This is a genomic window from Aeromonas molluscorum 848, from assembly GCF_000388115.1.
Classification (GTDB): domain Bacteria; phylum Pseudomonadota; class Gammaproteobacteria; order Enterobacterales; family Aeromonadaceae; genus Aeromonas; species Aeromonas molluscorum.
Genome location: NZ_AQGQ01000103.1, coordinates 1 through 14,399, shown reverse-complemented (window position 1 = coordinate 14,399; position 14,399 = coordinate 1). Strand labels below are relative to the sequence as shown.

Genomic DNA, 14,399 nt, shown 5'->3' with positions numbered 1-14,399 from the left:
AGCTATAAGAATAAATCAATTTCGATAAAAATATTATTCAAGTTGATTGTTGTAGATATAACATAAAAATGTTGAGAATTTATATCTACTATCATAAAGCAACAAGGGCGACCACCCGGTCGCCTTTTTATTTTCAATTGCTTTCCAAGTCAGGAAATATTACCGAGCCGGTCGCTTGGCGCCATTTCCTTTGGCGGCAGGCTTGCCGCCCTGGGCTGCCGGTTTGGCTGAGCCAGCGCGAGTCGGGGTTTTACCCTTGTGCACGGGTTTCCCCTGTCCTGCCGCTTTGCCCTGACCTGCGCCTTGGGCCGCGGGCTTGCCGTTGCCAGCGCCTTTCTGCGACGGGGAACCAGCCGGTTTGCCATTGCCCGTCTTGCTGCCAGCCCCATTGCCCCGCTGGTGAACGATATTGCTGTGGCGGGTCAGGGCTGGTTTCAGTCCCTTGTTGATGCTGCGCTCGGCCTTGGCCTCGCCGCGCCCTTCCGGCGGCACCAGACAGCTCGGGCCGTTGCCGATCAGGTGACCCTTGCCCATCTCCAGCAGGGCTTCGCGGATCATGGGCCAGCCGGCCGGATCGTGATAACGCAGCAGCGCCTTGTGCAGGCGACGACGCCGCTCGCCCTTGACCACGAACACGTCCTCACTCTGGCGGCTGATCTTGCCGAGGGGGTTTTTCTCCGTGTAATACATGGTGGTGGCGTTGGCGAGCGGCGACGGATAGAAGTTCTGCACCTGATCGAGCTTGAAGCGGTTCTCCTTGATCCAGAGCGCCATGTTCACCATGTCTTCATCCGTGGTGCCCGGGTGGGCCGAGATGAAGTAGGGGATCAGGTACTGCTCTTTACCCGCCTCTTTCGAGTACTTGTCGAACAGCTCCTTGAACTGGTAGTAGCTGCCCATGCCCGGCTTCATCATCTTGGAGAGCGGCCCCTCCTCGGTGTGCTCGGGGGCAATCTTCAGGTAGCCACCGACGTGGTGCTTGGCCAGCTCGCGGATGTAGCGCGGATCTTCCACGGCGATGTCGTAACGCACCCCGGAGGCGATCAGTATCTTCTTGATCCCCTTGATGTCGCGCGCCTTGCGGTAGAGATCGATGGTCGGGGTGTGGTCGGTGTCCATGTGCGGGCAGATGGTCGGCCAGACGCAGGAGGCGCGGCGGCAGGTCTGCTCGGCCTTAGGACTCTTGCAACGCAACTTGTACATGTTGGCGGTGGGGCCGCCCAAGTCCGAGATGACGCCGGTAAAGCCCGGCACCTTGTCGCGGATCTCTTCGATTTCTTTCAAGATCGACTCTTCCGAGCGGCTCTGGATGATGCGCCCCTCGTGCTCGGTGATGGAGCAGAAGGAGCAGCCGCCGAAGCAGCCGCGCATGATGTTGACCGAGGTCTTGATCATCTCGTAGGCCGGGATCTTCTCTTTGCCATAGGCCGGGTGCGGCACCCGCTGATAAGGCAGGCCGAACACGCCGTCCATCTCGTCAGTTTCGAGCGGGAAGGCGGGCGGGTTGACCCAGATGATGCGATCGCCATGGGACTGGGCGAGCGCCCGGGCGCAGCCCGGGTTGGTCTCGTGGTGCAGAATGCGCGACGCATGGGCGTAGAGCACCTTGTCTTCCTTTACCCGCTCGAAGGCCGGCAGCTTGACGTAGGTCTTCTCCCAGGGCTTTTGTTTAGCGGGCTGCACCAGGATGGGCTTGGCCTCCTGCTCCATGGGAGCCGTGCCCTCGTCATCGCTGCAGGGCGCCCCTTCCATATAGGGGTTCATGATGGGATCGATGCGGCCGATACGGTCCAGCTTGCTGGAATCCACCCCGCGCCACTCCGGCAGCGGCTCCTTGCGGATCACGGCGGTGCCGCGAATGTCCTGCATGGTGGCGATGGTCTCCCCCGCCGCCAGACGGTGGGCCACTTCGATAAGCGGCCGCTCGGCGTTGCCGTAGATGAGGATGTCGGCCTTGGCATCGAGCAAAATGGAGCGGCGTATGGTCTCGGACCAGTAGTCGTAATGGGCGATACGGCGCAGGGACGCTTCGATGCCGCCGATGACCACGGGGACCTCCTTGAAGGCCTCCTTGCAGCGCTGGGTATAGACCAGAGTTGCCCGATCCGGCCGCTTGCCACCTATGTCCCCCGGGGTGTAAGCGTCATCGTGGCGCAGCTTCTTGTCGGCGGTGTAGCGGTTGATCATCGAATCCATGTTGCCCGCCGTCACCCCGAAGAAGATGTTGGGCTTGCCCAGGCGCATGAAGTCTTCTTTGGATGACCAGTCCGGCTGGGCGATGATGCCAACCCGAAAACCCTGGGATTCGAGCATGCGGCCGATGACCGCCATGCCGAAGCTGGGGTGATCCACATAGGCATCCCCCGTGACCAGGATGATGTCGCAACTGTCCCAGCCGAGTTGGTCCATCTCCGCCCGGGACATGGGCAGGAAGGGGGCGGTGCCGTAGCACTCTGCCCAGTAACGGGGATAGGAAAACAAGTTGGTAACCGGCTGCATTTTGAACACCTGGAACAATTCGGGTCGCGCATTATACCGGCAGAGCCCACCGGGGGCGATGGCTTTTTATCCCTGTTAAGGCAAGGGATAAGGCCATCGCGGAGGATGGCCTTAGAGGGCGCGCAAGGCAGGGGCGCGTCGGCGCCAGAATCGGTGCTGATGGCGCAGCCAGAGCTGATGACCCCCCAGCAGTACCCAGAACAGGGCGGGCAGCAGGAACAGGGGGTGGGTCGCCTCGCGCAGCATCAGCAACCCCAGCAGGATCATGACGAAGGGGCGGCTCTCGTAGAGCCAGAGCGGCCACGCCTGCTTGCGCTTGCCATCATTGCGTGGCTGGCTGAGCTGATACCAGACCAGGCCGCCAACGAGATAGACGGACAGACCGGCCAGCAGCAACCTCGCCTGTTCACTCACTCCCATAAGCAGGAGTCCGCAACCCAGGCAGAGCAAGGGCGCTGCCTCACGACGTGACAACTTCAAGATGAGCATCTCCGGTAGACCATGACTTCAATGTAGTCAATGGCCGCCTGGTCTGCGTCATCGGGTCACCAGATCGATCCATATGGTGGGGCCCGTCATACTCGGGGCGCGGTGCCGATGGCCTCATCAACCTGCTGGCTGCGCTGACCCGTCATCCCGGCCCGCCTGGCAAGCAAGTGATAACAGGCGGGGATCAGCAGCAAGGTCACCAGGGTCGCCAGACTCAGGCCAAAGAAGACCACAGTCCCCACCGTCATCCGGCTCTCATAACCCGCCCCCATGGAGAGCATCAGTGGCACGGCCCCTATCACGGCGGTAAGCGAGGTCATCAAGATAGGCCGCAAGCGGCGCACGGCACCGGCAATGATGGCCGCCTCGAAGGTTTCACCCCGCTGGCGCAGCTGGTTGATGAACTCCACGATCAGGATGCCGTTCTTGGTGACCATGCCAATGAGCATGATCAGGCCGATCTGGCTGTAGATGTTCATCTCCTGCCCTGTCAGCCAGAGGCCGAGCAGGCCGCCGAAGATGCCGAGCGGCACCGTCATCATCACCACGGCCGGGGTGATCAGGCTCTCGAACTGGGCTACCAGCACCAGATAGACCACCAGCAGCGCCAACCCGAACACCAGGGCCATCTCCCCCTGGTTATCGCGATAATCCTTCGAGTCGCCGGCGTAATCCACCGTCATGCCAGCCGGTAGATGTTCATTGGCCCAGCCATCGAGCAGGTCCAGGGCTTCGCCCAGGGTGTGGCCCGGGGCCAGATCCGCAGTCAGGGTTATCGCCTTCTGGCGCTGGTAGTGGTTGAGCCGGTTTGGACTGGCCACCTGCTTGAAGCTGGCCAGGGTTGAGAGACTCACCATCTCACCGGTGGCGGCTTTGAGATAAATGCGGCTGAGATCCGAGGCGCCATTGAGCTTGGTCTGATCGGCGCGCAGATAGACGTCATACTCCTCGCCCCTGTCCACATAGGTGGTCTTGGTGCTGCCGCCGAGCAGGGTTTGCAGGCTGTTGGCCACCGTCGACACAGGGATCCCCAGCTCGCTGGCCCGGTCACGGTCTATGGTCACCTGCAGCTCAGGGGTCTTCTCGGCGTAATCGAGATCCGGGTTGGTCATCAGGCCGCTCTGCTGTGCCAGCGCCTTGAGCTGATTGCCGACTTGGTTGATCTCGCCATAGTCGCCCCCTTGCAACACAAACTGTACCGGGGCGGTCGAGCCGCGTCTGAAACCGGGCTGGAAGGGTCTGATGGTCACATCCGGGATATCGGAGAGCAGGGTCGCCAACTCCTTGGTGAAGGCGGTGGCATTTTGCTCCCGCTTGGCCCAATCGGTGAGCTGGATGATGGTCATGCCGGTCTGGTCCCCCCCGCGACCAAAAGCCGGGGTGCTGAAGCTCATGGCCTGTACGACCCCTTTGCCGAGCAGGGGCATGATGGCGGCCTCGACCTGTTGCATGTTGCGTTTCATCCGCTCTATGCTGGTGCCCTCGGCCCCCTTTACGAACACATAGACGACGCCTCTGTCCTCGGTCGGCGTCAGGTTGGCAGGCAGCAGCTTGATGAGGCCGACACTGCCGACCAGACAGAGCAGCAATACCAGCAGGGCCCAGCCAGATCGGGGCAGCAGCCAGCCGAGCAGGCGGCGATAGTGCTTCTCGACCCGGCCCAGCACGCGATCCAGGGCCGCGGTCAGCGGGTTGGTGGTCGCCTTGGCCCGCATCAGCCAGGATCCCATGGCCGGCGTCAGCGTCAGGGCGACCAGAGAGGAGCAGATCACCGCCAGTGACAGCAGGATGGCAAATTCGGTAAAGAGCCTGCCTACCATGCCATCCATGAAGGCGATGGGCACAAACACCATCACCAGCACGGCCGTGGTGGCGATGACGGCAAAGCCCACCTCGCGGGTGCCGTGCCAGGCCGCCAGTAACGGAGGCTCGCCACGTTGCAGGTGATGGTGAATGTTCTCCACCACCACGATGGCGTCATCCACCACCAGGCCGATGGCGAGGATCAGTGCCAACAGGGTGATGAGGTTGATGGAAAAACCGAGATACCAGGCGCCGATAAAGGCCGAGATCAGCGATACGGGTACCGTGATGGCGGGAATAAGGGTGGTGCGCCCCTGCCCCAGGAAGAGATAGAGCACGGCCACCACCAGCAGGGCGCTGATGGCGAGGGTGTAGTAGACCTCTTCGATGGACTGCTTGATAAAGATGGTGGAGTCGTAATCGACCTCCAGGCTGGCCCCTTCCGGCAAGAAACGCTGCATGGCAGTCATCTTCTGCTCTATCCCCTGCGCCACCGCCAGGGGGTTGGCGGTGGACTGGGGAATGATGCCTATCCCCAGGCTCTCCTTGCCATTGCGCTGGTAGGCGCTGTCTTCGTTCTTGGCCCCCACGTCCACGTCGGCAATATCGGCCAGATAGACCGGCTGGCCATTGGCGGCCGTGCTGATCTGCAGGCGGCGAAAATCCGCGGCCGTGTTGTAGAGCCGCTCTATCTGCACCGCCACCGTCATGCTGTTGTTGCGGATCTCGCCGCCGGGCAGCTCTATGTTCTCCCGGATCAGCGCATCCTCGACGTCATTGACGCTGATGCTGCGGGCGGCCATGTCCACCGGGCGCAGCCGCACATACATGACCCGCTCCAGATCCCCCGATAGCATCACCTCGCTCACCCCGTCCACCAGGCTCAGAGGATCCACCAAGACCCGGTTGGCATAATCCGTCATGGCGGTTCTGTCCATCTGGCTGCTGCTGAAATTGAGCCAGATGGCGACATCGCCATTGCCGCTGTCCTTGGTGATAAGGGGGTCATCCACATCATCGGGCAGCTGGGTACGCGCACGGGAGATGGCATCGCGCACATCCGACACCCCCTCAACCATGTTCCAGCCCAGCTTGAACTCCACCGTGACGCTGGAACGCCCCTTGCGGGTCGAGGAGTTGATGTTCTCTATGCCGCTGATGCCCGAGAGTTGATCCTCGATGGGCTTGGTGACCTGGCTCTCCATCACCTCGGGGGCCGCCCCCTCATACACAGTGGTGATGGAGACGGAAGGCGTCTGCACATCCGGCATCTCGCGCACCGTCAACTTGGCGAACGCCACCAGGCCAAACACGGTGAGCAGGGCACTGATCACCACCGCCACCAACGGGCGGCGCACTGACATATCCGAGAGCCACATCAGCCGTTCACCTTCGCCAGATCCTTAACCAGCAAGCCATCCCGCAGGTTGACCAAGCCCTCCACCACGATGCGATCGCCAGCCTTGAGCCCCTCAGTCACCCAGACTTGCTCCCCGTGGGTTTCACCCAGGGTCACGGGCAGGCGCTTGACCCGTCCATCGGCCTCGAGGCGATAGACGAAGCGCTGTTCACCGAGATATTCCACCGATTGGGCCGGGATCAACGTCATCTGCTGGGCAGGCAGCGCCAATTCGACGCTGAGCAGCATGCCGGGACGCAGTTGGCCGGATGTGTTGGGGAAAATGACCCTGGCCTTGATGTTCTGGCTACTGTCGGAGACCCGGCTATCGACCGTCTCCAGGGCGCCGTGAAACGTTTGATCCGGCCAGGCTGAGCTGGTGCCACTCACCGTCATACCGGGTCGCAGCAAGGAGAGATAACGTTCGGGTACGGCCAAATCCAGGCGCAGCCTGGCAAGTTCGTCCAGATGCAGCAGGTTGTCGCCGTTACTGACCAGCGCCCCTTCGCTCAGGTCAATCAGGCTGACGGTGCCATTGAATGGCGCACGCAGCTCACGCAGACTCAGCTCATAGCGAGCCGCCGCCAGCCGGGCCTGGGCCATGGCGACGGTGGCCTCCTGGCCTTCGAGCTCGGAGCTGGTCACGGCACCACGGGCCACCAGACGTTTCATGTCGCGCAGCTTGCGCTCCTCGTCACGTACACTCGCCCCCTGCTCGGCCAGTTCGGCCTGCTGCTTGCCAATGTCGAGCTGGATCAACAGATCTCCGGCCTTCACCTGCTGGCCAGAATGGACCGCGATGCGAACGATGCGCCCCGTCACTTCCGGGCTCACCATCACGGCGCGATTGGCGACCAGCTTGCCGACCAGCTTGAGCATGGGCTCGGTCAGGGTCTGACTGACGGTCTGGGTTCGAATATTGATCGGGTGAGCCGCGCCCTTGGCTACGGGCGCGCCAGAGCGGTAATACCAGCCCCCGATAATCAGCAGAGTGAGCGCCGTGAGCAACAACCAGCTACGCATTTTCATTGATGGATCCAGCAAACAAGGGTATGAATTTCACAATAGAGGGCCATTCTAGCCCCAGTTCTTGCCGTGACTATGTATAAGTGTGACAAAAGGTTACAGGTGAAGTACAAGCTTTAACCGCCTGGACCCCGGATACACAGCGTGCTCGGTCATTCATGCGGCAATTCACCATCATCAAGGAGCAAAACAGTGGCACGAAGACCCAGATTGGGGCTCGCCCTTGGTAGCGGCGCCGCAAAAGGCTGGTCGCACATCGGTATCATACGCGGCCTGGAGCGGCTCGGGGTCAAACCTGATCTGGTGGCCGGTTGTTCCATTGGCAGCTTCGTCGGGGCGGCCTATGCGGCGGGCTCCCTCGATAACCTGGAGGAGTGGGTGCGCGGCTTTACCCGGCTGCAGGTGGTCAGCATGCTGGATCCCGCCCTCTCTGGCGGTCTGTTTCGCGGCGAGAAGGTGTTTGGCATCGCCGGCGGCCACTTAGGGGAGCCCAGTATCGAAGATCTGCCCATGCCATTTTCCTGCGTCGCCACCGAGCTCGATACCGGCCGCGAGATCTGGCTCAAAGAGGGCCCCTTGCGCCAGTGTGTGCGCGCCTCCTGTGGCATGCCGGGACTGCTGACCCCGACGCTGCTCAACGAGCAGTGGCTGATCGATGGCGCCGTGGTCAATCCCGTCCCCATTTCGTTGGCCCGCGCTATGGGCGCCGAGGTAGTGATCGCCGTCAACCTCAATACCGATATGCATCAGCCCTGGGATCAGGAACCGGATGAGGTGATCGAGCCTCAGAGCGGCTTGTTCGGTCAGTGGTTCAACCGGGGGGGCAACGGCAGCCCGACCCCGCCCGGCATGTGGAATGTGATGAGCAGCACCCTCAACATCATGCAGGAGCGGATCACCCGGGCCCGCATGGCGGGGGATCCACCGGAGATCCAGCTCTGCCCCCGCCTTGGCAACCTCTCCATCATGGATTTTCACCGGGCAGGAGAGGCCATTGATGAAGGCGAGGCTTGCGTCGAGCGCAACGCCCATCAGCTCAAAGAGGAGCTGACCCGGCTCGGGCTGCTGCCTGCCACGCCAGACCCCTCCCCCTAAGCCAGGATGCCCCCGAAAAAAGAGCGCCACCAGGCGCTCTTTTTGCACGTCTTCTCTGGAAGAGCCCCAGCCCCTTGAGCATGACGCGCTGGCGCGGCCGAGGTGTGTCGCTGGATGAAAAGAGCCGCTGGGCCAGCTTATGCACTGTGCCCATCGCGATGGATGGGACCTGATGGGGGGAGTGACGGGCAAAAAAATGCCGCCCTTGGGCGGCATTTTCATGGGAGCAATCTCAGGCTTAGCCTTTGACGAGATCGTCCGGACCAATCTGACCAATCTCGGCGACCTTCTTGTCGGCGAGCAGCCAGAGAGTGAACTTGTGCAGTTCCGGGTGATGAGCCAGGGCAACCAGGAAGGCGCCACCGACTTCACGGTAACCGAGTTCGTAGTTTTTCAGGGTGGTGGGGGGAACACCCAGCAGATCAGCAAACTTGGGACGGCTCAGGCCGACGGCTTCGCGGATCTGGCGGATCTTCTTGCCAACAGTGTCAATGTTTGAATTCATAATGGTTCCATACTCCGTATGGCGGATTGACTCCGCCTTATTTTTCGCGACGACTCGTAGTCAAGTGTATCAGTTTTGAACGGACTCGTTATGGTCGAGCCTCTATCTTATAAACGCCTTTTGGCGACAACCCTTAAAAACCTCGGGGATGTTAATCGCTCAATCGCTCGAGGTAAACAGTCTCGAAGAGAAACCTTTATGAAGGCCTGTTGGATCCTCCGTATAATCGACTGACTATCTATAACGAGTAATAAAAATGGCGTTTCCTGGAATAATATCCCGTCTACATCCGAGTCCCGCCCCGCAGGATCTGGCCCTGCAACTGCAACAAGGCCAGCATTATCGGGCGGAAGCCTTCTTATTACCTGCGTCCATGATGGGGCTGGCCAGCGAGATCTCATCGGCCCTGCCTGAGCGCATCAGCCTCTACCTGAACCAGGAGCAAGCCGGATTAACGCTACGTGGCCATGACGGCGCCTTGCACGCGGACGGCACTCTTAAACTGCATAATGGTCAGCACATTGAACTGGCCAAAGCGCCCGGACAAGGCAAGCTGGTCCCCGAATCTGGCCTGCGGGAGATGGGTCTCTGGCTGGAGGCGGGCCACAATCACTTCATCTGTCCTGCCGCGCTGCAACCCGTCGCGCGCGCCATCCTCAATATCTGGCCTCTCGACCCTTATCTGGCAAAACATTTTTTACTCAGCTTCACTCCGCTGCTCGAGTCGGCTACCGAACAAGATTTACTCGCCGTGCTGACAGCACGCCTGGACAGCGCCATCCCGCAACCAGACTGGGTTGAGGCCTATATGAAGCTTGAAAAGCGGTTGCATAGGACTTACTTAGACCACTGAACAACGAAGCTGAACCCCAGCTTGCGTGAGCGACACAATTTGGCTTATGCCTCTTTTGTGAGCTTGATCATGGTTTGAAATGGGAATACAGTGCGCATCGTCATCGGATTGACACCCTTTTGGGGTGGGTGAAATGTGTGCAAGCACGCCCCCCCTCTTCATGGATGAGAGAGATCCCGGATAACACGGGATCCCTGTCAGACTCCTTGCCATCGTTGGCAGAGCCTGCAGCTTACATAAATCAAAAAGTGCGAAGCACGTGATCAACGTGCCATCTCAACGAGGATATATTTATGATGAAAATGGCCCCTTCCCTGATCGCCATCGCTATGGCCACTCTGGGTGCTACTGCTGCTAACGCCGCTGACGATGTCTACTTCGGTGCCGGTGTTGGTGCTGCTCACTTCAACGGTCTGAACAACATCAACGGTGTTGACGATGGCACCGAAGATGCAGCCGCAGCCAACGCTTTCGTTGGTTACAACTTTACCGAGAACTTCGGTACCGAACTGGGCTACCAGTACGCTGGCCGTGGTAACACCGAAGGCTCCCGTTACGAGAACCAGGGTGCCACCCTGTCTGGTATCGCTCGTCTGCCGGTTGCCAAGGATCTGTCCATCTTCGCTGAAGGCGGCGCCTACTGGGCTCACACCGACGGTCTGGAAACTTCCGACACTCGCGTTTCCCCGCTGGCTGGCCTGGGTCTGACCTACAAGCTGAACGACGCCCTGGATCTGCAGGCTCGTTATCGCTACATGTGGAACGTCTCTGACCTGTCCACTGCTGCTTACAACACCTCTGATGACAACTACAAGTCCAACCAGAGCGTTGCGACTATGGAAGTGGTTTACCACCCGTTCCGTACCTCCTACGTTGAGCCGGTTGCCGCTCCTGTTGTTGAAGAAGTTGTGGCTCCGGTCATCGTTGAGAAGAACTTCACCATGAGCTCCGACGTGCTGTTTGCCTTCGGCAAATCCACTCTGAAGCCTGAAGGTGTTGATGCACTGAACGGTCTGTACCAGCAAATCATCGACGCTCAGCCGAAAGACGGTAGCGCCGTAGTTGTTGGTTACTCCGACCGCATCGGTTCCGACGCTTTCAACCAGAAGCTGTCTGAAGCTCGTGCCCGTACCGTAGCTGACTTCCTGGTCGGTAAAGGCATGGCCGCTGGTAAAGTGTCCATCGAAGGTCAAGGCGAAGCGAACCCGGTCACTGGCAACCAGTGTGACGGTATCAAAGCCAAGGCTCAGCTGATCTCCTGCCTGGCCCCGGATCGTCGTGTTGAAGTCCGTGTTGCTGGCGTGCAAGAAGTTCAGCAGTAATCTCTTCGAGATTCTGACTGCAAGGGGATGCATCGCATCCCCTTTCGTTTTTTTGGCCAGCTAGCGACAATCTCTGTCGGAGCTCTACCCCGCTTTTATCTCCCCACCCAGCCCTGCCCTCTCATAACGCTGCATATTCGTTCAGTAACTTGATCAACGTGAGCCAAAAGAATACAGTTATCACGCTTGTAAGGTATTGGATGAATTATTAAAAGTGCCTCTACCGGTTAGTTGTCCACGGAAGCCGTCGCTGCCGTGAGTAGCCAGGAGTCCTTCATATTCATTCATGCTGTCCGTGCTACAACACGGAGATATGCCATCCGGTTTCCCGGGTGCGTTGCATATGACTAAGAGTGCTCGCCAATGATGCGGCAAACTCAACGAGGATATAACGATGAAAATGAAAGTGGCACCGACCCTGATTGCCCTGGCCCTCGCGGCTGCCGGCAGCACCGCAGCCCAGGCTGCTGACAACGACTGGTACACCGGCATCGCCGCCGGTTGGGCCTATACCCACGACCTGGAAGACTTTGGCAAGAACGCCGATGTGGACAAGGACGCAACCGCGCTGAGCCTGTTTGGTGGTTATAACTTCACCGAAAACTTCGGTGCCGAGCTGGGCTACCTCTATGCCGGTAAAGCGGGCATAGATGGCGTCGACTTCAGCAGCAAGGGCGCCACCCTGTCCGGGATCGGCCGCCTGCCCCTGGGCGACATCTTCTCCGTGTTTGCCGAAGGTGGTGCTTATGTCTTCCACGCCAACGGCAACAACCAGAGCGACAACGGCATAGCACCGTTGGCCGGCCTGGGTCTGACCGCCAAGCTGTCTGATCTGATCGACGTGCAGGCTCGCTACCGCTACATGTGGGACGTGGGTGACGAGAACAAGACTGGCAACAACATGATCTGGGAAACCGACATGAGTGTGGCCACTCTGGAACTGGTTCTGCACCCGAACCGCACCTCCTATGTTGCTCCGGTCGCCGCGCCAGTGGTTGCTCAGCCCGAGCCGGTCATGGTCGACAAGAACTTCGCCATGAGCTCTGACGTGCTGTTTGCCTTTGGCAAATCCAGCCTCAAGCCGGAAGGGGTTGATGCCCTGAACGGCCTGTATCAGCAGATCGTTGAAGTTCAGCCCAAAGATGGCAGCGCCGTGGTTGTCGGTTACACCGACCGTATCGGCTCCGACGCCTATAACCAGAAGCTGTCAGAAGCCCGTGCCCGTACCGTGGCCGACTTCCTGGTTGGCAAAGGTCTCCCCGCTGGCAAAGTTGCCATCGAAGGGCAAGGCGAAGCCAATCCTGTGACTGGCAATCAGTGTGACGGCATCAAAGCCAAGGCTCAGCTGATCGCCTGCCTGGCACCGGATCGTCGCGTCGAAGTGCGCGTGACCGGCGTACAGGAAGTGCTGCAGCAGCAATAATGACTGTGTGAAGCCCTGCTAGCAGGCTGAATACCGTTTATTGAAAGAGGAGGCCATGGCCTCCTCTTTTATTTACATGAAGTTTTCAATCGAAGCTGTTTTGTCATGTATTATCCTGGAGCACCTTGATGCTCACCATCACTCCGGTCTTGAGATCCTGCTCACAGCCCAGGCACTCTAAGTCTGTGTTCAGCCACGCAAAATCATGGACGGTGGCTATAACTAGATGGTGCGTAACAACTCTTGCACAACAAAAAAGAGGATAAGCAATGAAACCAAGCCTGTTATCAGCACTGATTGCCGTGGCATTCGCATCAGCTGCAAGCCTTCCTGCCCAGGCCAACGACTGGTACGTCGGCGGTGGCGGCGGAGTATCCATTGGCCATGATCTGGATGATCTGGGTAGTGACGTCGACAAGAATGACACCGCCTGGAGCCTGTTCGGTGGCTATAACTTCACCGAGAATTTCGGTGCCGAACTGGGTTATCTCAACACCGGCGACTGGAGCGTCGATGGTGAGCAGTTCAGCAGTCAAGGGGCCACACTGTCGGCCATTGGACGCCTGCCTCTGGGTGACATCTTCTCGCTCTTTGCCGAAGGGGGTGCCTATATCTATCAGGTCGACACCATCAATGGCTCGGACAATGATTATGCCCCTCTGCTGGGGCTGGGCATGGGGGCTCAGCTGACCGACTGGCTCGACCTGCAGGCCCGCTACCGTTATATGTTCCGGGTCGGCGATGACCCCGACAATGGCAAGCTGGGCAGCGGCACTGATCGCTGGGTCACTGACGTCAGCGTCGCGACTCTGGAGCTGGTATTCCATCCGAATCGCCATGCCTATGTGGCGCCGGTCGCTGCGCCCATGGTGGCGGCGGCAGTCGCTCCGGTGATGGTCGACAAGAGCTTCTCCCTGAGCTCGGACGTGCTGTTTGCCTTCAACAAGGCAACGCTCAAGACCGAAGGGAGCAGTGCCCTGGATGATCTCTACCAGCAGATCGTCGAGGTCAATCCCAAAGATGGCCAGATCACCGTCATGGGCTACACGGATCGCATCGGCTCTGATGGCTATAACCAGACGCTGTCGGAAGCCCGGGCCCGTACCGTGGCTGATTACCTGGTCGGCAAGGGCTTGCCTGCGGATCGCGTCTCGACTCAGGGCCTGGGCGAAAGCAACCCGGTCAGCGGTAGTCAGTGCGACGGCATCAAGGCCAAGTCGGATCTGATCACCTGCCTGGCACCGGATCGCCGGGTCGAAGTCAAAGTCACCGGCACCCAGACCGAGCAGACGCCAGCGCCGGTCGAGCCGCAGCCCATGACGGAACCCATGGATAGCGAGCCAGCCAAAGCCTGACAACCCCTGCCTCTGTTGTGCAAACAAAGAAGGGATGCCTCGGCATCCCTTCTTTCATTCCAGCCTCTTTCGTTAGAAGGAGGTACGGCGATAGCGTCGATACAGAGGGCGCCAGAAGTTAGCCTCTATGGCCTTGTCGATCACCTCGTCCGGTGTCTGCACCGCCTTGCCCTGCAGCATGGCGGTCTTGGCCACCATCTTGGCGATGTAACGGGATACCTCGTGGATATCCGCCAGATCCGGCAGCAGTGACCCCTCCTCGCCTTTCACCAGGGGAGAGCACTCCGCCAAGGCGCGGCTGGCCGACATCAGCATGGCATCGGTCACCCGCTTGGCGCCTGAGGCGATGACCCCAAGGCCGATCCCCGGGAAGATGAAGGAGTTGTTGCACTGGGCGATGACATAGCGCTTTCCCTTGTATTCCACCGGAGCAAAGGGGCTGCCGGTGGCGACCAGCACCTGACCATCGGTCCAGCGAATGAGATCCGCCGGGGTGGCTTCCACCCGGGAGGTCGGGTTGGAGAGCGGGAATATGATGGGGCGAGCACAATGCTTGTGCATGGTCTTGACCACCTCTTCGGTGAACAGACCAGGCTGGCCAGAGACGCCTATCAGGATGTCAGGGCGACC

Annotated in this window: 11 protein-coding genes; 5 read left to right on the top strand and 6 right to left on the bottom strand. The window is 59.7% G+C overall.

Annotated elements, in window-relative coordinates; genetic code table 11:
* Positions 1 to 159 precede the first annotated feature (159 nt).
* The 4 genes from G113_RS13595 to G113_RS13580 all read right to left on the bottom strand — a co-directional run bounded on the left by G113_RS13595 (position 160) and on the right by G113_RS13580 (position 7,219).
* Entirely contained in the window at positions 160 to 2,499 is a 2,340-nt protein-coding gene (locus G113_RS13595; protein WP_005904298.1) for a YgiQ family radical SAM protein, read from the bottom strand.
* Positions 2,500 to 2,610: 111 nt separating this feature from the next.
* Positions 2,611 to 2,988, bottom strand: a complete 378-nt coding sequence (locus tag G113_RS13590; protein WP_005904296.1) for a hypothetical protein — start codon at positions 2,986 to 2,988, stop codon at positions 2,611 to 2,613.
* A gap of 86 nt (positions 2,989 to 3,074) precedes the next feature.
* Positions 3,075 to 6,170 (bottom strand): efflux RND transporter permease subunit, encoded by a 3,096-nt coding sequence (locus G113_RS13585; RefSeq protein ID WP_005904294.1) that lies wholly within the window; start codon positions 6,168 to 6,170, stop codon positions 3,075 to 3,077.
* Positions 6,170 to 7,219, bottom strand: a complete 1,050-nt coding sequence (locus G113_RS13580; protein WP_005904293.1) for an efflux RND transporter periplasmic adaptor subunit — start codon at positions 7,217 to 7,219, stop codon at positions 6,170 to 6,172. The genes G113_RS13585 and G113_RS13580 overlap by 1 nt, the downstream gene beginning before the upstream one ends.
* A 189-nt stretch (positions 7,220 to 7,408) precedes the next feature.
* Between G113_RS13580 and rssA the strand changes: the two genes are divergently transcribed.
* Positions 7,409 to 8,311: a patatin-like phospholipase RssA gene (rssA, locus tag G113_RS13575; protein WP_040319229.1), complete on the top strand. Its 903-nt coding sequence runs from the start codon at positions 7,409 to 7,411 to the stop codon at positions 8,309 to 8,311.
* 238 nt (positions 8,312 to 8,549) lie between these two features.
* On the opposite strand, the gene G113_RS13570 is transcribed toward rssA, so the two are convergent.
* Positions 8,550 to 8,816 carry a helix-turn-helix domain-containing protein gene (locus G113_RS13570; protein ID WP_005904289.1) on the bottom strand — a complete coding sequence of 89 codons (267 nt, stop codon included), beginning with the start codon at positions 8,814 to 8,816 and terminating at the stop codon, positions 8,550 to 8,552.
* A 256-nt stretch (positions 8,817 to 9,072) separates the two neighbouring features.
* Between G113_RS13570 and G113_RS13565 the strand changes: the two genes are divergently transcribed.
* From G113_RS13565 to G113_RS13550, 4 genes are all read left to right on the top strand, one after another.
* A complete protein-coding gene (locus G113_RS13565; RefSeq protein WP_005904287.1) occupies positions 9,073 to 9,669 on the top strand; it encodes a hypothetical protein in 597 nt (198 codons plus the stop codon).
* A 293-nt stretch (positions 9,670 to 9,962) separates the two neighbouring features.
* Positions 9,963 to 10,991: a porin OmpA gene (gene ompA / locus G113_RS13560; RefSeq protein ID WP_005904285.1), complete on the top strand. Its 1,029-nt coding sequence runs from the start codon at positions 9,963 to 9,965 to the stop codon at positions 10,989 to 10,991.
* A gap of 394 nt (positions 10,992 to 11,385) precedes the next feature.
* Positions 11,386 to 12,414: a porin OmpA gene (ompA, locus tag G113_RS13555; protein ID WP_005904283.1), complete on the top strand. Its 1,029-nt coding sequence runs from the start codon at positions 11,386 to 11,388 to the stop codon at positions 12,412 to 12,414.
* Between the two features lie 269 nt (positions 12,415 to 12,683).
* Positions 12,684 to 13,769 (top strand): OmpA family protein, encoded by a 1,086-nt coding sequence (locus tag G113_RS13550; RefSeq protein WP_005904281.1) that lies wholly within the window; start codon positions 12,684 to 12,686, stop codon positions 13,767 to 13,769.
* 72 nt (positions 13,770 to 13,841) lie between these two features.
* Here the strand turns inward: G113_RS13550 and G113_RS13545 are convergent.
* The coding region (locus tag G113_RS13545) for a malic enzyme-like NAD(P)-binding protein (protein ID WP_005904279.1) at positions 13,842 to 14,399 on the bottom strand (558 nt) is incomplete at its 5' end.

Excerpts from the sequence above, each read along its gene's own strand:
- G113_RS13595 (WP_005904298.1), bottom strand. The coding sequence starts at position 2,499 with ATGCAGCCGGTTACCAACTTGTTTTCCTATCCCCGTTACTGGGCAGAG.
- G113_RS13590 (WP_005904296.1), bottom strand. The coding sequence starts at position 2,988 with ATGCTCATCTTGAAGTTGTCACGTCGTGAGGCAGCGCCCTTGCTCTGC.
- G113_RS13585 (WP_005904294.1), bottom strand. The coding sequence starts at position 6,170 with ATGTGGCTCTCGGATATGTCAGTGCGCCGCCCGTTGGTGGCGGTGGTG.
- G113_RS13580 (WP_005904293.1), bottom strand. The coding sequence starts at position 7,219 with ATGAAAATGCGTAGCTGGTTGTTGCTCACGGCGCTCACTCTGCTGATT.
- G113_RS13570 (WP_005904289.1), bottom strand. The coding sequence starts at position 8,816 with ATGAATTCAAACATTGACACTGTTGGCAAGAAGATCCGCCAGATCCGC.
- G113_RS13565 (WP_005904287.1), top strand. The coding sequence starts at position 9,073 with ATGGCGTTTCCTGGAATAATATCCCGTCTACATCCGAGTCCCGCCCCG.
- ompA (WP_005904285.1), top strand. The coding sequence starts at position 9,963 with ATGATGAAAATGGCCCCTTCCCTGATCGCCATCGCTATGGCCACTCTG.
- ompA (WP_005904283.1), top strand. The coding sequence starts at position 11,386 with ATGAAAATGAAAGTGGCACCGACCCTGATTGCCCTGGCCCTCGCGGCT.
- G113_RS13550 (WP_005904281.1), top strand. The coding sequence starts at position 12,684 with ATGAAACCAAGCCTGTTATCAGCACTGATTGCCGTGGCATTCGCATCA.